The 19,724-nt window shown below is 70.6% G+C and carries 21 protein-coding genes; 15 read left to right on the forward strand and 6 right to left on the reverse strand.

Going from position 1 to position 19,724, the window contains the following annotated elements; genetic code table 11:
- The first annotated feature begins 468 nt into the window (after positions 1–468).
- A complete protein-coding gene (locus EP757_RS19955; protein WP_232050588.1) occupies positions 469–3,048 on the forward strand; it encodes a LuxR C-terminal-related transcriptional regulator in 2,580 nt (859 codons plus the stop codon).
- Here the strand turns inward: EP757_RS19955 and EP757_RS19960 are convergent.
- Positions 3,034–3,900 carry a YihY/virulence factor BrkB family protein gene (locus EP757_RS19960; protein WP_232050589.1) on the reverse strand — a complete coding sequence of 289 codons (867 nt, stop codon included), beginning with the start codon at positions 3,898–3,900 and terminating at the stop codon, positions 3,034–3,036. The two genes, EP757_RS19955 and EP757_RS19960, sit on opposite strands and share 15 nt — an antisense overlap.
- 87 nt (positions 3,901–3,987) lie before the next feature.
- Here EP757_RS19960 and EP757_RS19965 point away from each other — a divergent pair, with 87 nt between their 5' ends.
- The 4 genes from EP757_RS19965 (at position 3,988) to EP757_RS19980 (ending at position 8,993) form a co-directional block, all read left to right on the forward strand.
- A complete protein-coding gene (locus EP757_RS19965) occupies positions 3,988–5,934 on the forward strand; it encodes a phage holin family protein (RefSeq protein ID WP_127548193.1) in 1,947 nt (648 codons plus the stop codon).
- A 57-nt stretch (positions 5,935–5,991) separates the two neighbouring features.
- Entirely contained in the window at positions 5,992–6,828 is an 837-nt protein-coding gene (locus EP757_RS19970; protein WP_127548195.1) for a class II glutamine amidotransferase, read from the forward strand.
- A gap of 15 nt (positions 6,829–6,843) precedes the next feature.
- Positions 6,844–8,064, forward strand: a complete 1,221-nt coding sequence (locus EP757_RS19975; RefSeq protein ID WP_127548197.1) for an arginine deiminase — start codon at positions 6,844–6,846, stop codon at positions 8,062–8,064.
- 152 nt (positions 8,065–8,216) lie between these two features.
- On the forward strand, positions 8,217–8,993 hold the full coding sequence (locus EP757_RS19980) for a metallophosphoesterase (RefSeq protein WP_127548199.1): 777 nt from the start codon (positions 8,217–8,219) through the stop codon (positions 8,991–8,993).
- On the opposite strand, the gene EP757_RS19985 is transcribed toward EP757_RS19980, so the two are convergent.
- Positions 8,974–9,462 carry a hypothetical protein gene (locus tag EP757_RS19985; protein WP_127548201.1) on the reverse strand — a complete coding sequence of 163 codons (489 nt, stop codon included), beginning with the start codon at positions 9,460–9,462 and terminating at the stop codon, positions 8,974–8,976. The genes EP757_RS19980 and EP757_RS19985 overlap by 20 nt on opposite strands.
- Positions 9,463–9,567: 105 nt before the next feature.
- Between EP757_RS19985 and EP757_RS19990 the strand changes: the two genes are divergently transcribed.
- Both EP757_RS19990 and EP757_RS19995 read left to right on the forward strand, forming a co-directional pair.
- A complete protein-coding gene (locus EP757_RS19990; protein ID WP_232050590.1) occupies positions 9,568–10,122 on the forward strand; it encodes a hypothetical protein in 555 nt (184 codons plus the stop codon).
- The gene (locus EP757_RS19995; protein WP_127548205.1) at positions 10,123–11,514 is read left to right on the forward strand and encodes an MFS transporter; all 1,392 of its coding nucleotides are present in this window, start codon (positions 10,123–10,125) and stop codon (positions 11,512–11,514) included. It begins immediately after the preceding gene.
- Here the strand turns inward: EP757_RS19995 and EP757_RS20000 are convergent.
- The 3 genes from EP757_RS20000 to EP757_RS20010 are packed head-to-tail and all read right to left on the reverse strand — an operon-like array spanning position 11,487 to position 13,248.
- Entirely contained in the window at positions 11,487–12,428 is a 942-nt protein-coding gene (locus tag EP757_RS20000) for a YihY/virulence factor BrkB family protein (RefSeq protein ID WP_127548207.1), read from the reverse strand. The two genes, EP757_RS19995 and EP757_RS20000, sit on opposite strands and share 28 nt — an antisense overlap.
- On the reverse strand, positions 12,425–12,838 hold the full coding sequence (locus tag EP757_RS20005) for a hypothetical protein (RefSeq protein WP_127548209.1): 414 nt from the start codon (positions 12,836–12,838) through the stop codon (positions 12,425–12,427). Before EP757_RS20005 ends, EP757_RS20000 begins: the two co-directional genes overlap by 4 nt.
- The gene (locus tag EP757_RS20010) at positions 12,838–13,248 is read right to left on the reverse strand and encodes a hypothetical protein (RefSeq protein ID WP_127548211.1); all 411 of its coding nucleotides are present in this window, start codon (positions 13,246–13,248) and stop codon (positions 12,838–12,840) included. Before EP757_RS20010 ends, EP757_RS20005 begins: the two co-directional genes overlap by 1 nt.
- Positions 13,249–13,366: 118 nt before the next feature.
- On the opposite strand from EP757_RS20010, the gene EP757_RS20015 reads away from it, so the two are divergent.
- Positions 13,367–13,903: a hypothetical protein gene (locus EP757_RS20015; RefSeq protein ID WP_127548213.1), complete on the forward strand. Its 537-nt coding sequence runs from the start codon at positions 13,367–13,369 to the stop codon at positions 13,901–13,903.
- Positions 13,904–13,989: 86 nt separating this feature from the next.
- On the opposite strand, the gene EP757_RS20020 is transcribed toward EP757_RS20015, so the two are convergent.
- On the reverse strand, positions 13,990–15,306 hold the full coding sequence (locus tag EP757_RS20020; protein WP_127548215.1) for a diacylglycerol kinase family protein: 1,317 nt from the start codon (positions 15,304–15,306) through the stop codon (positions 13,990–13,992).
- Positions 15,307–15,417: 111 nt separating this feature from the next.
- Between EP757_RS20020 and EP757_RS20025 the strand changes: the two genes are divergently transcribed.
- From EP757_RS20025 to EP757_RS20055, 7 genes are read left to right on the forward strand one after another with little or no spacing between them, the layout of a single operon-like run.
- Complete coding sequence (locus tag EP757_RS20025) at positions 15,418–16,281, forward strand: M48 family metallopeptidase (RefSeq protein ID WP_232050591.1); 864 nt, start codon at positions 15,418–15,420, stop codon at positions 16,279–16,281.
- A gap of 59 nt (positions 16,282–16,340) precedes the next feature.
- The gene (gene ppk2, locus EP757_RS20030) at positions 16,341–17,120 is read left to right on the forward strand and encodes a polyphosphate kinase 2 (protein ID WP_127548217.1); all 780 of its coding nucleotides are present in this window, start codon (positions 16,341–16,343) and stop codon (positions 17,118–17,120) included.
- Positions 17,121–17,174: 54 nt separating this feature from the next.
- Positions 17,175–17,417: a hypothetical protein gene (locus EP757_RS20035; protein ID WP_127548219.1), complete on the forward strand. Its 243-nt coding sequence runs from the start codon at positions 17,175–17,177 to the stop codon at positions 17,415–17,417.
- Positions 17,417–18,127: a potassium channel family protein gene (locus EP757_RS20040; protein WP_232050592.1), complete on the forward strand. Its 711-nt coding sequence runs from the start codon at positions 17,417–17,419 to the stop codon at positions 18,125–18,127. The genes EP757_RS20035 and EP757_RS20040 overlap by 1 nt, the downstream gene beginning before the upstream one ends.
- Before the next feature lie 33 nt (positions 18,128–18,160).
- The gene (locus EP757_RS20045; RefSeq protein ID WP_232050593.1) at positions 18,161–18,622 is read left to right on the forward strand and encodes a hypothetical protein; all 462 of its coding nucleotides are present in this window, start codon (positions 18,161–18,163) and stop codon (positions 18,620–18,622) included.
- A gap of 32 nt (positions 18,623–18,654) precedes the next feature.
- A complete protein-coding gene (locus tag EP757_RS20050) occupies positions 18,655–19,065 on the forward strand; it encodes a hypothetical protein (protein WP_127548221.1) in 411 nt (136 codons plus the stop codon).
- Entirely contained in the window at positions 19,065–19,610 is a 546-nt protein-coding gene (locus EP757_RS20055; protein ID WP_127548223.1) for an HdeD family acid-resistance protein, read from the forward strand. The genes EP757_RS20050 and EP757_RS20055 overlap by 1 nt, the downstream gene beginning before the upstream one ends.
- The last annotated feature ends 114 nt before the right edge of the window (positions 19,611–19,724 follow it).

The raw sequence follows: 19,724 nt of genomic DNA on the forward strand, positions 1-19,724 counted from the left end.
GTCCTTCCAGGAGACCGTCCCGGCGGTGGTCGCCGCCTCATGCGGGCCGGGTGAAAACGCCCGGGTCCGAGTTGACCCGTCTTGCGTCAGCTTGAAGATCTTGCGGATCGGCAAAGATGCAACTTGCATGTTGAGCAGGGATTCATAAAAACGGTCGATACGGGGGGTTGTTGCATGAGTACCGACTGTGTTTCGGTAGCGGTGAACAGTTCGTCAGAGCTTCACCCTCTGTAGTCGAAGGCGCCAAGCTGTGGGTTCCGATGGCGACGAAACCACAGTCGATGGTTACCGAAAGTGTTGGCGGCCGGCCGACGCTACGTGGACGAAATCTAGGCATGGGGCAGAGGCGCCCGCTCCGCGAAAACGGGCGCCGGAGGCTGCATCCGTGCCGTGGGGGTGGATGGTTATATGCCGGATCTAGCGCGAAACATGGTCTCCATACCGATACCCAGATCGGCCACCCGGCCGGTGCGGCCCGTCACGCCCGCGCGGCCACGGCCGCCGCAGGGCGTCCTCTGGCGCCCGCGCCTGGCCGACCTGATGGACGCCGGCGTACGCCGGGCCGTCACCACGATCTGCGCCGGTCCGGGTTGGGGTAAGACCGCGCTGGCCTCCTCCTGGGCGAGCACCCGCGCCGTCTCCGGCCCGGTCGCCTGGCTCACCTGCGAGAGCCGGCACAACGACCCGGCGGCGTTCTGGTCCGACCTGGTCGCGGCGCTGACGGCGGCCGGCGCCGAGGGCATGCCCGAGGTGACGAAGGACGAGCCCGCCGTCCGCCGGCGCCTGATCGCCGCGCTGGCCGGCCTCTCCTCGGTGACCGTCCTGATCCTCGACGACCTGCACGAGGTGACCGATCCGCGGGTGCTGAACGGTCTCGCCGGGATCGTGTCGAGCATGCCGGACCGGCTGCGGTTCGTGCTGATCAGCAGGACCGAGCCCGGCGTTCCGCTGCACCGGCTGCGTGCCGCGGGCGAGCTCACCGAGATCGGGTCGGAGGCGCTCGCGTTCCGGGTCGACGAGGCGGCCGACCTCTTCGCCATCCAGGGCCGGCGGCCCGCCGCCGAGGAGATCGCCTCCCGGGTCCGGCGCGCCGAGGGGTGGGGTGCCGGACTACGGCTGAGCCTGGATGAACCGACCGAAGCGGACGGCGGCGCGGTCGAGGACTACCTGGTCCGGGAGGTGCTGGCCGGGCTGCCTCCGCAGTTCCGCGAGTTCCTGCTCTGCACCAGCCTGCCCGACCGGATCTGCGGCGAGCTCGCCGATGCGCTCACCGGCCAGCGGTACGGCCAGCGCACCCTGGAACGGCTCGCCCAGTCGAATCTCTTCGTCGAGCGGATCGGGATGGGCCGGTGGTACCGCTACCACGGCATGTTCCGGGCCGCCCTGCGTCACCAGCTCGCCACCGTGGAGCCGGATCGGGTGCCCCAGCTGCACCTGCTGGCCGCCCAGTGGCACGCCGCGACCGGCAACGGGCTCACCGCGATCACCCACGCGGCGGCCGGCGGTGACTGGGGTTTCGTGGCCCGGCTCGTGGTCGACCGCGGGCTGCAGCTGTTCGCGTCGGCCGACCGGGAGGAGTTCCTCGCCGTCCTGCGCCGGATCCCGGTCGAGCGGCTCGTGGAGACGGCCGAGCTCACCTTCTGCTCCGCGCTGCGCGATTTCGCGGAGGGTGACATCGCCGCGATGCCGCAGCGTATCGCCCGGGCCCGGATGCTGCTCACCGGCCGTGGTCCGCAGTACCGCGCGGTGATCGACCTGGCCCTCGGCGTCCTGGAGACCGGAGTGGTCACCCGCTGGCATGGTGACATGCCGCGGCTCGTGACGGACTCCTCGCAGCTTCTCGAGGACCTCACGACGCTGCGCTGGGACCAGGTTCCGGCGCGCCTGCAGTACCGCGCCATGACGCTCAACCACAAGGGCGTCGGCCTGCTCTGGACCGGCCGGCTCGACCACGCCGAGCGGTTCCTCTGGGCCGCCGCGTCGGCCGCCCGCGCAGCCGGGGTGCCGCTGGTCGAGACGAACGCGCTGTCCCACCTGTCCCTGCTGGTCTTCCTGCAGGGCGCGCTGAACACCGCCGACGAGCACGCCACCGCCGCGATCGACCTGGCCCGCCGGATCGACGCGCGCACCCGCCCGGCGTCCGCGATCGCGTACCTGACCCGGGCCCTGATCGACGCCGAGCGCGGCCGGGAGGCGGAGGCGGAGGAGTCGCTGCGCCAGGGGCTGCACTCGATCGGCGACGACCCGGAGGCCGCGTCGGCCGTGGTGGTGTCGCTGGTCCGCGCCCGGCTGCTGCTCGACCGCCGCGAGCCGCTCGCCGCCCGGGCGGCGCTGCACCGGGCCCGTACCGACGCCGGCGCCCACTTCGACGCGCCGCTGCTGGACCGGTTGCTCGCCCTGATGACGGCCGAGGCCGACCTGGCGCTGGGCGACCCGTCGGCGGTCGTGGCTCGATACGCCCACCGCCCACCGGTGCCCGCGCTGCTCCCCGCCGAGCAGGTCAGCCTGGCCCGGGCCCACCTCGACCGAGGCGACGACACGGAGGCCGAGCAGCTGCTGGCCCGGGTCCGGGAGGGTTCGGACCGGGTGGCAGCGGTCGCCGCCTGGATCGTCACGGCGCTCGCCGCCGACGCCCGCGGACACGGCGGCCGGGCCGGCGAGGCGCTGTCCCGTGCCCTCGCCGACGCCGAGCCGGAGCTGCTGCGCCAGCCGTTCCGCCGGTTCGGGGCGCCACGGATGCTGGTTCTGGCCGAGCGGCAGCAGTGGCTGCACGAGGCGCGCGGCCCGGTCCGCGACACGTCGGTGCTCGCCGAGATCACCGGGGAGATCCCGGTCGCCGGCGTGACGCCCGCAGCCGGTCCGCTGAGCGAGCGGGAGGTGGAGGTCCTGCAATACCTGCCGACGGTCCTGACCGCCGGGGAGATCGCGGAGAACCTCGGCATCTCGGTGAACACGGTGAAGGCGCACATGCGCTCGATCTACCGCAAGCTGGGTGCGGGCCGCCGTCGCGAAGCCGTGGTGCTGTCGCGCCAGTTAGGACTGCTCTGAGGAGGCAGGCGCGGCCGACGAGGCGGAGGTCAGCACGTAACCGATCACCGCGCAGAGCAGCAGGCAGAACGAGATGACGTAGAACCAGCCGATGAAGGTGAAGGCCAGCCCGATCGTGCCGTACCGGTCGGCGCTGGCCTGCAGCGCTCGGGGCAGGTAGACCGAGCCGACCGCGCGCACGCCGATCATCGCGACGCCGAAGACCAGCCCGGTGGCGAGCAGGCGGGCACGGGACAGGCCGGGGCCGAGCAGGACCCGCGGCAGCAGGACGGCCAGGCCGAAGTCGCTCACGAACGTGACCACCATGCCGCTGACGTTCGGCACCGGCAGCATCCCGGCGACCCAGCCGAGCAGCCGGACCAGGATCAGGAAGACCACCAGCATCAGCACCGTGAGGATCTGCCACCCGGTCGCCTTCGCTCCGGCCCGGCGGCCGGCCTCGGGCCAGATCGCCCGGTAGGAGCGGGTCAGCGCGCGGGCCAGCCCGGTCGCCGAAATGATCACGATGAGCGCGCCGACGACGCCGAACGCCCCACTGCGGCTGCCGCTGAGCGCGTCGTCGATCAGCTTGACGCTGCTCTGCGGCACGTCGAGCACCTCGTGCATCTCGTCCCGGGCCCGATGGCCGAGGAACGCGCCCAGCATGATCAGGATCGGGAAGATCGACGTGAACGCCTGCGCCGCGAGGGTCATCGCGCGGTCGAAGATCTGGACACGGAACAGCTCGCTCGCGGAGCGCAGCAGGAAGTCGCCGACCGGGTTGCCCAGGACCAGCGACGCCTGCGGGCGTAACCACCGGGGCACCGCGGCGAGCACGCTCCCCGGCGTGAAACTGCGATCGGGCTCGGTCACCCCGTCATGGTCGGGGACCACGGACGGGCCGAGCATCATCCACCACGGATGGCGTCCGGATGAGGAAAGCCTGCCGACACTGTCCCCATGCTCTCCCTCCTGGTCCTCACCTGCCTCGGCACGCTCGCGCTGGGCGTGGCCATCGGACTGCTGCCCGGCATCAGCGCGGAGAACGGCTGGGCGGTGCTCGCCGCCGCGATCGTGCTGGCGGCGCTCGGCGCGCTGCTGCGGCCTCTGCTGGTCCGGCTCTTCTCCCGGCTCGGCTGGATCGGCGTGGTGGTCGGCTGGCTGGTCGCGCAGGCGCTACTGGTCTGGGCCGCGCTGTGGATTGCTCCGGGGGTGCACGTCGAGGACTTCTGGCCGGCGTTCTGGGCGTCCTGGATCAGCGCGGCGCTGATGACGGTCGGCCTCTGGGCCATCACCGCGGGGAAGACCGGCGCGGCCACCGACCATCTGCTGCGGGTGAACCGGCGTTTCCGGCGCACCGTCGCCCCGATCGAGACACCGGGCGTCGTCATGATCCAGATCGACGGCCTGTCGGCGCCGCTGGCACGGTGGGCGGTCGAGGCCGGCAACCTGCCCACCCTCGGCCGCTGGCTGCGGTCCGGCAGCCACGCGCTCACCGAGTGGCACGCGCAGCTGCCGGCGACGACGCCGGCCAGCCAAGCGGGCCTCCTGCACGGCGCGAGCGATCAGGTTCCGGCCTTCCGCTGGTACGAGAAGTCGTCGGCCCGGCTCGTCGTGACGAACCGGCCCAAGGACAGCGCGCTCGTCGAATCCCGCTGCTCGGACGGGCGGGGCCTGCTGGCCGGGGGAGGGGTGAGCGTCAGCAACGTCTTCTCCGGTGACGCCGGCACCTCGCTGCTGACCATGAGCACGGCCGGCTCGAAGGGCCCGTCCCGCTACCTCAGCGCGTATCTGATCGACCCCTACGGCCTGACCCGCTCGCTGGTCCTGACGGTCGGCGAGATCATCAAGGAGCTCTACCAGGCCCGCCGCCAGCGTCTGCGCGACGTGCAGCCGCGGATGCGCCGCGGGGGCTCCTACATCTTCCTGCGCGGCGCCACGAACGTGCTGCTGCGCCACCTCAACGTGGCGGTCATCGCCGAGCACATGATGCGCGGCGCTCCGTCGATCTACTGCGACTTCGTGGACTACGACGAGATCGCGCACCACGCCGGTCCGGCCCGCCCGGAGTCGCTCGCCTCGCTGGAGGGCATCGACGAGGTGCTCGCCACGCTGGAGCAGGTGGCCGCCGCGGCGCCCCGGCCCTACCACTTCGTCGTCCTCTCCGATCACGGGCAGAGCCAGGGGGCCACCTTCGAGCAGCGCTACGGCCTGCCGCTGCCCGAGCTGATCGGGCGGCTCACCACCACCGGCGACGTCGTGGCCACCCGCGAGGACGAGCAGGAGGGCCGGGCCCACGCCTTACGAGCGAGCCTTTCCGGTACGGAGAAAGCCCCGCTCCCGCAGGCCGGCTCGGACTCGGAGGTCCCCGAGGTGGTGGTGGCGTCCTCCGGCAACCTGTCGCTCGTCTACCTGGCCCGGCTGCCGGGGCGGGTGACCCTCGAGCAGATCGAGGAACGGCACCCGAAGCTGCTGCCCGGCCTCGTCGAGCACCCGGGCGTCGGCTGGGTGATGGTCCGGTCCGGCGAGCACGGTCCCGTGGTGCTGGGCCGGTCCGGGCGCCGCTACCTGGACGGCGGCCGGATCGAGGGTCTGGATCCGCTTCTCGGGTACGGCCCGCGTGCCGTCGACGACCTGCGCCGCCACGACGGCCTCGCCAACACCGGTGACCTGGTGATCGGCAGCCTCTGGGACCCGGAGGCGCAGGAGGTCGCGGCGTTCGAGGACCTGATCGGCTGCCACGGCGGCCTGGGCGGCTGGCAGAACCGGCCGGTGCTGATCCACCCCCGCGAGTGGCGCACGCCGGCCGAGCTGGTGGGCGCCGACGCGGTGCACCGGGTGCTCTGCAGATGGCTTGAGGAGACCGGCTGCCGCCCCGCGGAGCAGGACCTCATCCTCCCAGGGTGAGCCCTCCCGGTGCGGCCGGAGGCGAGATTGAAATCCCCTGTCGCGAGAGGATCCGTCATGTGCCGCTGGCTGGCCTATTCCGGTACGCCCATCCGTCTCGAGGAACTGCTCTACAACACCGAACACTCGCTCATCGACCAGAGCATGCACTCACGGCTCGGGGTGGAGACGACGAACGGCGACGGATTCGGCGTCGGCTGGTACCCACTCGACGGGCCGGCCGAGCCTGCCCTGCTGCACGGTGTCGGGCCGGCGTGGAGCGACGCGAACCTGCGGGAGATCGCCCGGTCCACCGTCTCACCGCTCTTCCTCGCGCACATCAGGGCCAGCACCGGGACCGCCGTGCAGCAGACCAACTGCCACCCGTTCCGCTACGAGAACTGGCTCTGGCAGCACAACGGCTCGATCCACGAGTTCGCGAAGCTGAAGCGGGACCTGATCCTCGCGGTGGACCCGGAGCTCTACCCGCACATCGCCGGCTCCACCGACTCCGAGGTGATGTTCTATCTGGCCCTGACGTTCGGGTTGCGGGACCGGCCGGTCACCGCCGTGGAACGGATGGCCGGGCTGGTGGAGTCGGTCGGCCGTGCGCACGGCGTGCCGAACCCGCTGCAGATGACGGTGGCGACCACCGACGGCGACAAGCTCTGGTGCTTCCGCTACTCCAGCGAGGGACACAGCCGCTCGCTCTTCTACAGCACCGCGATCAGCGCGCTGCACAAGCTCTACCCGGACGACAAGCGCCTGGCCCGCCTCTCCGACGAGACCCGGCTGGTCGTCTCGGAGCCGCTCGGCGAGCTGGAGGGGGCCTGGCAACCGGTGCCGGAGTCGAGCTACGGCGTGATCCAGAAAGGCGAGGACGAGCTCGGCCACTTCGAGCCGGCCGTTCCGTGATCGGGAGATTGTCCGATGGCCTTCCACGTCGCCTCCGAGATCGGCCGTTTACGACAGGTGATCCTGCATCGGCCGGGTGTCGAGCTGAGCCGGCTGACCCGCGAGAAAGTCCGTGACCTGCAGTTCGACGACATCCCGTGGGCCCGCCGGGCGCGTGAGGAGCACGACGCGTTCGCCGAGGTGCTGCGTGAGCGCGGGGTGAAGGTGCACTATCTGGCCCGGCTGCTCACCGACGTGCTGGACATCCCGCAGGCCCGGGCCTGGGTGCTGAACCGGATCATCACCGAGGACACGGTCGGGCCGAGCCTGGTGGAGCCGCTGCGCCGGCTCGCCGAGCAGGCCGAGAGCGACCGGCTCGCCGACTACCTGATCGGCGGGGTGCTCAAGAACGAGCTGGCCGGCTTCACCGTGAACAGCCTGCGCTGGGAACTGCTGCACGCCGACGACTTCGTGCTCGCCCCGCTGCCCGGGTACCTCTTCCAGCGGGACAACGCGGCCTGGATCTACGGCGGGGTCAGCATCAATCCGATGGCGAGACCGGGCCGATTCCGGGAGTCGGTGCACAGCGCGGCCGTCTACCGGTTCCACCCGATGTTCGCGCTCGCCGACTTCACCGTCTGGTACGGCGGCGAGGCCCAGCACCGGGTGGCGACCCTGGAGGGCGGTGACATCCACGTGCTCGGCCGTGGCGCGGTGCTGGCCGGCGTGGGCGGGCGATCCACCCCGATGGGCGTGGAGAACCTGGCGCGTGGCCTGTTCCGGGCGGGCGCCGCGAACAAGGTGATCGCCGTCGAGCTCCCGCACTCGCCCGCGACGACCCACCTCGACACTGTGCTCACGATGACCACCCGGGACTCGGTGGTGCTCTACCCGGACCTCGGCGCCTCGCTGCGATCCTGGACCGTGCGGCCCGGCGACCACCCGGACAGCATGCGGGTGACCCAGAACGACGACCTGTTCGCCACGCTGGCCGAGACCCTCGGCGTCGACAAGATCAAAGTTTTGGAGACCAATGAGGACATCCGGGCCGCCCAGCGCGACCAGTGGGACGACGGGAACAACTACTTCGCGGTCGAGCCCGGCGTGATCGTCGGCTACGAGCACAACGTCACCACCAACGCCCTGCTGCGCCGGCAGGGCATCGAAGTGATCATCACCCCGGGCGGCGAGCTCGGCCGGGGGCGCGGCGGGCCGCGCTGCCTGGCCTGCCCGATCGAACGCGACCCGGTCCTGTGAGGCCCGGTGACTGAGACCTCCACCCCGGCGGGCGCCGTCGCCGCGCCCGCCCGACCGGCCCAGCCAGGGTGCCACCCGGCTGGGCCGGTCGCATTCGGGCCGGTCGCATCTGGGCCGGTCGCATCTGGGCCGGTTGTCGCAAGGGCTTCGTCGTGACGGCCTCCGGGCCGGTCGTCGTCGCGCACCTCTCCGACTTCCACCTCGGCGCGCACGACGGGCGGGCCGTGGAGAGCATCGCCGAGGACGTGGCGCGGGCCCGGCCCGACCTCACCGTGGTGACCGGGGACAGCACGATGCGGGCCCGCACCGACGAGTTCCGCCGGGCGCGGGCCCTGCTCGATCAGCTGCCGGCGCCGCTGCTCACCGTGACCGGCAACCACGACCTGCCGCTGACGAGCTGGCGGCGGGTGCTCCGCCCGTACGACCGCTATCGAAGATGGATGGACGCGGACCTGGACCCGGACCGCAAGGTCTTGGGCCTCACCGCCCTGGGTCTTCAGTCGATGCCGCGCTGGCGCTGGAAGAACGGGCGGGTGAGCGCACGCCAGGCGGCGACGGTGATCCGGGTGCTGGGCAGCGCGCCCGCCGGTGACCTGCGGCTGCTGGCGCTGCACCACCCGCCGCTCGTCACCGGCCCGGACCGGATCATCGGGCGGGACCGGCTGCTCGACGCGATCCGCCTCGCCCGGGTCGACCTGGTGCTGGCCGGGCACACCCACGTTCCCGACGTGCGGGCGCCGGCGCCGGGCGGACCGGTCTTCGTGGTGGCGGGCACCTCCGTCAGCCGCCGGACCCGGCATGAGGTCGGCTGCTCGTGGAGCCTGATCAGCGTCGACCGGGGTGAGGTCGTGGTGCGCGAGCGCTACCTGGAGGACGGCTGCTGGCACACCGGCCGGATCGTGACCGTCCCTAGTGCAGGGAGGTCTTGAGGGCCACCAGGGCGACGCCGAACATGCCGGCGACCAGGGTGGAGACGGCTCGCTCCAGCGGGGTGAGCCGTCCGTTCGCGCCCATCCGCCAGCCGCTCAGGCAGAGCAGCAGGGTGGTGCAGCCCAGGGACAGGATCTCCGCGGTGCCCAGCTTGGCGCCGGCCAGCCGTGCGCCGACCAGGACGAGCAGCGGCAGCGCCGTCGCGGTGATCATCTCCCAGCCGGTGGTGAGCTGCTTGCGAACGGTGTGCCAGGTCGGGCGGTGGCCCTCGTGGATGCGTTCGGCCACGATCCGGGAGTACCGCTCGGCGAGCCAGTAGATGGTCAGCGTGACCACCTCGGCGACGACGCCGGCCACTGCCGTCTTCGGATGCGAGGCGACCAGCACGGCGGCGCCGACGATCAGGCCGTAGATGCCGGAAGCCGTGGCCTCCGCGTTGTCGTGGGTGAGACGAAGCCCGAGTGCCATGGTCGTAGCGTCGCCCGGACGCCCGGCGCCTACCTCGTCCGGCGTGGATGAATCACCCGTTGCGAATGGCGACGGGACCCGGTGGCTCTGGCGATGCTCGCAGTCATGGGCAATCCGCTGCGCCGGCGATCGGACCGGATCGAGAGTCTGCTGATATTCACGCTGGTGATGGTGTTCCTGGCCGGTGCCCCCGGGCTCGGCTGGTGGGCCGGACGGTCGAGCTACGAGTCCGACCTCCGGGCCGAGGAGTGGGAGCAGAACCACGTCTTCGCGGTGGCGGCCCAGATCGTCGGTGAGCCGGCCGAGGCTCGCGACGCGCCCGCCACCTACACGCCGCGGACCGCACAGGCCCGCTGGACCGCGCCGGACGGCACGCCCGGCAGCGGCCTCATCCCGGTCGAGCCGGAGACCCGGCTCGGCGACACCATCCGGATCTGGGTGGACGACCGCGGGCAGTTGCGCGGCCCACCGGTGGACCGCGACCCGATGGCGCAGGCCGTGATGGCCGGCTTCGCGGTGCTCCTCTGCCTCGGCGCCGGACTGGCCGGGACCTGGAAGATCGCCCGGTCGGTGCTCGACCGGAACCGCTCGCGAGCCTGGCAGCGCGCCTGGGACGAAGTCGGCCCGCAGTGGAGCAAAGACCGTCTTGGAGGGTGGTAGATGACCAGGTTCCCCGCGCAACTCCGGCAGGCGCTGATCGCCTTCGCGCTGGCGCAGTTCATCTGCAGCTTCGCCGGCTCGAACATGAACGTGATGATCACCGACATCAGCGGTGACCTGAACACCACGGTCCAGGGCGTGCAGCTGGCGATCACGCTCTTCCTGCTGGTGATGGCGGCCCTGATGATCCCCGGTGGCAAGCTGACCGACCTGCTCGGCCGCAAGTGGTGCCTCATCGCCGGCCTGCTGCTGTTCGGCACCGGCGCACTGCTCAGCTCGTTCGCGCAGAACCTGCCGCTGCTGATCATCGGGTACTCGATCTTCGAAGGGGTGGGTACCGCACTGCTCATCCCGCCGGTCTACATCCTCACCACGCTGCTCTTCACCGGCGTCGCCGCGCGGGCCCGTGCGTTCGGCCTGATCAGCGCGATGGGTGGGGTCGGCGCGGTCACCGGCCCGCTGATCGGCGGCTTCGTGGCGTCCGCGATCCACTGGCGGGCCGCGTTCGTTCTGCAGAGCGTGATCTGCCTGCTGATCGTGCTGCTCAGCCGCAAGGCCGTCATCGATCCGCTGCCCGCGGACCGGTCGATGCCGTTCGACGTGGGCGGTGCGATCCTCTCCGCGCTCGGCCTGATCCTGATCGTCAACGGCATCCTGCTCGCCGACCAGAACCTGTGGGCCACGCTCGCCCTGATCGTCGCGGGCGCGCTCGTGCTCACCTGGTTCTTCCTGTCGGTGCGGGCCAAGGAGAAGGCCGGCCGCGAGCCGCTGCTGCCCACCTCGCTGTTCCGGAACAGGATCTCCAACCTGGGCCTGGTCACGCAGAACATGCAGTGGCTCATGGTGATGGGCTCATCCTTCGTGATCTCGACGTACCTCCAGGTGGTGCGCGGGTACAACGCGATCGAGACGGGCGGGGTCTTCACCGCCACCACGGTCGGCGTGCTGATCTCGTCGCTCTCCGCGGAACGGATGGCGTCCCGGCGGCCGCAACGAACCCTGATCATGGCGGGCTTCCTGACCACGATCGCCGGCATCGCGATCCTGCTAGCCCTCGGCGGCACCACGGGAGGCGTGTGGGCGATGATCCCCGGCCTGTTCGTCATCGGCCTCGGGCTCGGCGTGATGCTGACGCCGTCGGTGAACGTGGTGCAGTCCGCGTTCCCGGAGGACCTGCAGGGTGAGATCTCCGGGCTGTCGCGCAGCGTGTCCAACCTGGGCTCGTCGCTCGGCGCCGCCCTCACCGGGACGATCCTCGTCGCCGGGGTCGGTGGATCGGCGCCGGGTCACGCGTACCTCTGGGCCATGGGCTCGGTGGCCGCCGCCGGCGTGATCGGCCTGGTGGCCGCCTGGTTCCTGACCCCTCAGCCGGTGCCCGTGCCGTCAGCGTGACCGTAGGTGATCCGATCGCCCGGTGTCCGCGCCTGCTCGCGGGCCAGCCTCGTTCTGGCCCGCAGGTCGGCGTCCACCGGGCGATTCTGGTCGAGCGCCCTCGGCCACAGGTTCGCGTGCTTGACCACAGCGATCTCGGCGGCCAGCACCAGCGCGTTGCTGAGCAGGTAGAAGAGGGTGAACGCGCCGGCCACGGTGGCGAACGCGCCGTAGACGCGGCCGGCCCGGCTGATCAACTCGGGGAGCACCGAGGCGCCGAGAGTGAGCACCAGGGTGACCGCGACCGCGCCGAGCGCCGCGGCCGGCCAGAGATCCTTCATTCGGGTACGGCGGGCCAGCAGCAGCCGGGCGGTCACGAGCAGCACCAGGAACGCGACGAGGGCCGAGCCGAGCACCGCGGCGTACTGGAATACGCCGGGCAACGCCGTCACCGCGACGGTCAGCGCCCCGACGGTCAGTGAACCGGTGAGGATGACGCCCAAGCCGGCGAACACGCGCAGGTACTTGGCGATGAGGGCGCGTTGCGCGAACGGGATTCCGGCCAGGTGGTTCAGGGTTTCGTAGGCGGAGAAGACGACCCCCGTCCCGGAGAAGACCAGGCCGATGAGACCGGCGATGAGCGCGGTCGTCGACTGCGACATCTCGGAGATTCCGGATTCGATGGTGTCCTGCAATATCGGAGGCACTATCGCGGCGATCAGTTCTTGCCTGAGCTCCGGCTGGCGGGCCAGGACCTGGGTCACGATGGACACGCCGAGGAGCAGCAACGGAAATATGCTGAGGAATCCGTAATAAGTGATGAGGGCCGCTTCGCGCGGCCCCCGATCATCAAGGTACTTCTGGATCACCGCCCAGGTGAACCCGAGCGTGCGGTGCCTCTGCTGGAATGCGTCGAGACGGCGGTAGAGGCTCACTTCCCCTGCGCGTCCACCATCTCGGCGCCGTGCCTCGCCACCGCCCAGATGACCAGGGCGGCCAGCACGATCGCGATACCCGACCAGAGCGGGTGCACGTGGAGGAAGAGGAAGTCGACGAACGCCGACGCGGCGGCGAGCACGACAGCGACGACACGGGCCCACATCCGCCCGGTGAAGAGCGCGGCGCCGGTGATGACGGCGAGCGCGCCGATCGCCATGTGCAGCCAGCCCAGGGCCTTGAGCGAGATCGGCAGGAGCTGGTCGGCACGGGTGCCGGCCAGGATCTCCGGGTTCCACAGCGCCAGCGAGCCGACACACAGATGCACGCTGCCCAGCAGGACGAGCGCGAGGCCGCCGAACATGATCCAGGCGACCCAGCCGGTGGCGGTGCTCTCCTCGACCTCCATCAGCAGGCACCGCCTATCGCGTCCCGCAGCGCCCGGGCGCTGTCGCCCACCGAGGTGATCGCGGTACGCACGGCCGCGAACGCCGCGGCGCCCGGATCGCTGCGCGCGCCCTCGACGCTCGTGGAGAGCTGGTCGACGGCGGTCTTCAGCTGATCGGCTTGCGGCTTGAACTGCGCCTGCGCGTCGAGGACCAGCTGATTCAGCTGATTGAGGAGCTCGGCGACGTACGGGCGGGCGGCCGCGATGCCGTTCTCCGAGACGTTGACGTTGCGAATCTGGTTCACCGTGTTCTGCACGGTCGCGAAGCTCTCGCACACCGCCGGAGTGTCCGATTCGGACGCGGCGCATCCGCTGGTGCCGAGGACCGCCGCGGCCACGATCGCGGTGATGAGTCCGGGGTTTCGTGTCATACCGCTGATCGTCGCGCCGACGGCCCGCCGGTTCCTCACCCGCGCCGGATGAGGCCGGTCAGCCCGGTCGCCAGCACCATCGGGATCGGCAGCACCGAACGACCAGAGGAGCGTCAACATGTCCATCGGTCCCGTCCAGCTACTGGTGCTGGGATTCCGGCACCCCCACTTCCACGGCGAGATCATCGCCGAACTGGAGCGACTGCGGGAGAGCGACACCGTCCGGGTGATCGACGCGCTCGCCGTCTACAAGACCGCCGACGGCGAGCTGGAGGCGGAACACCTGAGCAACCTGACCGAGGACGAGGCGATCGAACTCGGTAGCAAGGTCGGCGCGCTGGTCGGTCTCGGGTTCGCCGGTGAGGCCGGCGCGGCCGCGGGCGCCCAGCTCGGCGCGGCCGCTGCCGAGGACGGCATCTCGGTCCTCGACGAGCCGGGGGCGTGGGACGTCCTCTCGGAGATCCCGCCGGACACCGCGGCCGCGCTGGTCCTGATCGAACACCACTGGGCCGTGCCGCTGCGCGACGCGATCGGCAGGGCCGGTGGCTTCCGCCTCGCCGACGGTTTCATCAGCCCGCTCGACCTGGTCGGGATCGGCCTGATCAGCGCGGAAGAGGCCAAGGAACTGCACGACCTCGAGACCGCAGCCAACTAGGAAGGGGTGATTCACATGTTCGCAACGCGCAGAGTGGCCCGGCGTACCAGCCGGCGCACCGCACGGCGGGTGACCCGCCGGCGGCGCTAGTTCCCGTTGGAGTCACTGCGGCGGCCGGCTGACAGAGCCAGCCGCCGCAGCCGTGCCCAGTCCAGCTCGGGACGCGGACCCGGTACGCCCGGCCGGTTCCGTGGCACCCGGACCCGCAGCGCGCCGGGCCGGATCTCGCAGCGCACCGGCGTCGGCATCGCCACCGATTCGCCGTCGATCCCGACCGGGACCGTGGGCCCTTCGGCGTCGATCACCACGGCGTCGCTGTTGCGGACAGTGAGCGACTTGGCCCGGCCCCGGCCGCTGATCAGGCCGGCCACGTCGGCGGCGCCGCGGACGGTCACCGCGAGGACGCCGAGCACGCCGCCGTCGAGCCGGTAGCGGCGGCCCAGCCCGGCGATGTCGTCGGCGGCGTACGGGTTGTTGCTGACCAGCACGGCCTGTGGCCCGCTGACGGTCGCGCCGCCGACGGTGAGGACGAGCCGGTCGGGGGCCTCGGCGAGGACGCTCGGGAGCAGATCCAGCGTCGTGCCGATCTTGTCGTCCCGGTACGCCGGGCTCTGCACGATCGCCGCGTAGGCGCCGAAGGACGCGTTGTTCACGAACGTCCGATCGCCGATCAGCCCGAGATCGATCACGACCTCGACGCCGTCGGTGAGCGCGTCCAGGCAGGCCGCCGGGTTCTCCCGATCCAGGCCCAGGTCCAGCGCGAAGTGGTTGCGGGTGCCCGCGGAGATCACCAGGAACGGCACGCCGTGCTCGGCGGCGATCCCGGCGACCAGGGCCTGCGTGCCGTCGCCGCCGGCCACCCCGATCAGATCGGCGCCGTTCCGGATCGCCTGCCGGGCCACCTCGGCGACGTCCACCGCCACCCCGTCGATGAGGAAGACCTCCGCACCGAGTTCCCGTGCCCGCTCGGCCAGCTGGAAGCGTTCGACCTTCCCGCCGCCGGAACGGGGATTCATGATGAGGTACGGGCGTACCGGTGGCTCGCTCTCGAAGACGGCCTCCGCGGTCTCCGGCACCGCCAGGGCGCGCCGGCCGGCCGCCAGGGCCAGCGCCCAGAGCAGTCCGAAGAGGACCACGACCCAGATGAGGTTGGCCCGGGCGAAGAGCACCGCCACGACCAGCGGCGCCAGCACCACGACCGCGCCGGCCGCCCAGCGCAGCACCCCGCGGTGGGTCAGGAACCACCAGGCCGCCGCCAGCCCGATGGCCGAGCCCACCGCGGCGGTCAGCACCAGCAGCAGGCTCGACCGCAGGCCGGCGACCAGGAGTACGAGCAGGACCGCCGCAGCGGCCGTGAGGAACGACAGTCGCGCCAGCCAGCGCCGGGATCGGGATTCCACCATGTCGTCAGCGTCGTGTCTCCGGTGCGTCCCGGCCTCATTCCGGCGGGATGAGGCGGCCAGGGGCATCGACGGGGATCGTCTGTCGCCAAACCCCCGAACAGGAGAACCGCCGTGTCGAAATCAGGCTCCGGCACCACGTTGCGGCATCCCGCCGAGGTGCCCTTCTACGTGTTCATGGTCATCCTCAACCTGCTGATCATCTGGCTGATCATCCAAGCCGCGATCACGCTGCCGTTCCTGCCCGAACGGTACGCGGACACCGGCTGGGCCACCGCCGTACGATCCGCCTTCATCGGTCTTCTGCTCCTCGTGCCCGCGCTGATCATCATCCGTGAGACGCAGCGCGCCTCGATCCGGGGAACGGCCGTGGAGCTCTCACCGCGCCAGTACGGCGATCTCTACCGCACCGCCGACGACTTCGCGCGCAAGCTGGGCCTGTCCCGCCGGCCGAACATCTTCCTGGCCAACGGCAACGGCACCCTCAACGCCTTCGCGGCCCAGGCCACCGGTCACGACTACATCGTGCTCGCGAACGAGCTGTTCGTGAACCTCTACCAGAACAACCGGGACGGCCTGAAGTTCATCCTCGGGCACGAGATGGGACACGTGAAACTGCACCACGTCTCGCTCTGGTACCAGCTCTCGGTCGCCTACTCGGAGCGCATCCCGCTGCTCGGGCCGGCGCTCTCCCGGCTGCGGGAATACTCCTGCGACCGGCACGGCGCGCACCTCTGCCCGGCCGGCGCGACAGGCCTCGTCATCCTCGCCTCCGGCCGGCACACCGAGAACACCACCGACATCGGCGAACTCGTCCGGCAGGGCCAGCACCTGCGCGGCTTCTGGGTGGAGATGGCGCAGCTGCCGATGTCGCATCCGTTCGTCGTCCGGCGCCTGGAGCGGCTGTTCCGGCTGGGTCTGCTGCACTCCCGGGTGCGGGGTGACGCGGCCTCATCCCTGCAGGGTGACGCGGGATAGCCCGTTCCGTCACAAGCTGTGCTCGTCCTGGTTTCCCGGTTTCGACGTCAGGAGCGCGGATGGGGCAGAAGGCAGAACGGGGATTGCGTCCGTGGCAGGTGGAGCTGCTGAAACTGCAGGCGCATCTCGAAGCCGAGAAGCTCCGGATGATCGTCCTGTTCGAGGGCCGGGATGCGGCCGGCAAGGGTGGCTGCATCCGCCGGGTCACCCGGTTCATGAACGAGAAGCACTACCGGGTCGTCGCGCTGGGCCGGCCGACCGAGGAACAGCGCTCACAGTGGTACTTCCAGCGGTACGTGGCGCAGTTCCCGGCCGGCGGCGAGATGGTCCTGTTCGACCGGAGCTGGTACAACCGCGCGATGGTCGAGCGGGTCTTCGGATTCTGCTCGGCGAAGGAGTACCGCGACTTCCTCCTCGGCGTGAACGGGTTCGAGAAGGACCTGGTCCGGCAGGGCACGATCCTGGTGAAGCTGTACTTCAGCGTCACCAAGGAGGTGCAGGCCGGCCGCTTCGAGCGGCGGCGTACCGACCCGCTGCGGCAGTGGAAGCTCAGCGAGATCGACCTGCAGGCGCAGGACCGCTGGGACGACTTCACGATCCACAAGTACGAGATGCTCAAACGCACCGAGACCCGGCCCGCACCCTGGTTGATCGTTCGCTCGAACGACAAGGAACGGGCGCGGCTCAACACCATGAAGGTCATCCTCAACGCGGTCGACTACAAGGGACGCGACCGGGTTCTGGACTTCGATCCGGACCCGGAGATCGTGGTGCCCGGGATCAAGGAGATCGCGTTGATGGAGGCCGAGCGCAGACAGAGCGGCAGGTTCACCGGATAGCCGTCAGGCGGTACACCGGACAGCGTTGTCCGGCGGAAGGAGGGGGTAAGTTCCATGCCCGATGCGACATACCAGGTGCGGGTCTCCGGGGTCATCCCCGCCGAGGTTCTCAAGGAGTTACAGGACCTCACGGTGAGCGTGGAGCCGCCCGAGACGGTGCTACACGGCTCACTGCCGGACCAGTCGGCGGTGGTGGGCCTGATCTCCAGGATCCACGGCCTCGGACTGCGGCTCATCGAGGTTCGCCGGCTGCCCGCGGACGAGGATCCCGATGCCCCACCGGGCATCATCCGTTGATGGCCCGGTTGTTCCGGACCGGGTTGCTGAGGAGCAGGCCGCCGCGCGGTGGATACGGCGTCGTGCTCATCATGATCGTGACGACGTACGTGCTGGCACTCGCCGCCGAGAGCCGCTGGATGGTGGTGCTGCTGCTCTGCGTGCAGACCTCCACCGTCTGGCACGTGATGCGGGTCGCCGGCGCTCGGCGCGGCGTGCGACTCGTGGCGGCGGGCGTCTTCCTGCTGGCGCTGATGGCGGCGGCGTTCAACGTCTTCGCCCAGGATTCACCGCTCATCGGCTGGACGTTCTCGGCGGCGAGCGCGCTCTACCTGCTGGCGCCACTCCCCATCGTCAGGCATCTCGGACGCCGTGGCGGAGGGGTGGATCGGCAGACCCTGCTCGGGGCGCTGGCGGCGTACCTGCTGATCGGTATGGCGTTCGGGTTCGCGTACCAGTGCATCGGCCTCATGCAACCGGGACCGCTGTTCGGGGAGAGCGGCGATCCGACGCTCGCGGATTCACTGTTCTTCAGTTTCGTCACGATGACCACCACGGGGTACGGCGACCTGGTGCCGGCCGGCAACCCGGCACAGAGCATCGCCGTGCTCGAGGCCCTCACCGGATCGCTCTTCCTGGTGACCGCGGTGGCGAAGGTGGTGGACGCCTGGCGGCCGCGCGGATGGCATTCACCCACCGTGGATGACGCATCCGGCACCGAGTCCCCGTGACCATTCAGGCGAAGCGCCGATCGAGGAGTCCCCGTGCTGTTCGCCCTCATCTTCCTGATCCTGATCCTGCTGGCCGCCGCGCTCGGCCGGGAGCGGCGAGCCCGGCTGAACTTCATCGACGGCACGTTCGCCTTCGCCTGCCGGGTTCGGGCCTGCGGTCCGCCGCCTACCGGCTGGCGGTGGCTGCGCCGCAACTGGTCGCGCCGGATGTGGGCGCGCTGGACCGGTGACGTGCTGATGATCCGCCGGGGGCCGGTGTTCGACCGGACCAGGCGGCTCGCCGCGGAGGTCACCGCGACCGGCGTCTACGTGGTGCCGCGGGCCGAGGCGCGGCGGTGCGGGACGCAGGCGATCGCGGTGCGGCTGCGGCTGCCGGACGGCGCGCTGATCGAGGTGACCGCGGACCGGTCGGCGCGCGCCGAACTGGTCGGGCCGTTCCTCGCCGCGGCCATCAGTGATCTGCCGCGGGCGCCGGTTCCGCGCAGGGATGTTTGAGTTTTTTCGAAGATATCGGAAGGAGCCACGACATGTCGGGCACACGGACCCATCCCGAAGCCGAACCCACCCTCTGGCCCGGCCTCGTCGTCTTCAGCGGCATGATGCTGCTGATCCTCGGTGGCTTCCAGGCCATCGAGGGCATCGTCGCGATCGCCCGGGACGAATACTTCGCGACCACCAGCGACGGCCTGGTGATCACCGTCGACTACACCGTCTGGGGCTGGACGCACCTGAGCCTCGGCGTCATCACGATCGCTGCCGGCTTCGGCGTCTTCTTCGGCAAGACCTGGGCCCGGGTGGTCGGCATCATCGTCGCCGGCGTGAGCGCCCTCGGCAATCTGCTCTTCCTGCCGGCCTACCCGGTCTGGTGCACGATCATCATCGCCACCTGCGTGCTGGTCATCTACAGCCTCGCCGTGCACGGGCGGGAGGTGCGGTGATGGACCACTCACGCTCCTGGGCCTGGGCGCGGCTCGTCCTCGGCGTCCTCGCCGTGATCCTCGGCATCGTGGCGCTGTCCTGGCCGTCCGCCACGCTCAAAGTGGTCGGGTTCCTGTTCGGACTGAACCTGCTGCTGATGGGCGTCACGCGTACCGTGCTGCTGCTCTTCTACGCCCCCAACCATCCGGTGATGTATCGCGTGCTCGGGATCATTTTCAGCGTCCTCGTAGCGATCATCGGCATCCTCTGCCTCCGCAACATCACCGGCTCTCTGGCGTTGTTGCTGGTCGTCGTCGCTATCGGCTGGATGCTCGACGGCCTGGCCGAGATCTTCGTAGCGATCGGTTCCGGTCGCGAGGGCGGCGGCTGGCGGATCGGGCTCGGCATCGTGGCGCTGCTGGCCGGCGTGGCGATCCTGGTCTGGCCGAGCCTCGGCCTGACCGCGTTCCTGCTGATCGGTGCCACGACGGTCATCTTCGTAGGACTCCTCCTGGTGATAGCCGGCATTTCGGGCCTCCGAGCGCCGCGCCCCATCCCAGCCTGACCCCGGCTGTCGCACCCCCATCCGGGCAGCCATGAGTCACAGCCGAGAGTGCCCGCAGAGCGCCCGGCTGTGACTCATTGCTGTCGCACCCCCATCCGGGCAGCCATGAGTCAC

It is taken from the genome of Actinoplanes sp. OR16 (assembly GCF_004001265.1).
Classification (GTDB): domain Bacteria; phylum Actinomycetota; class Actinomycetes; order Mycobacteriales; family Micromonosporaceae; genus Actinoplanes.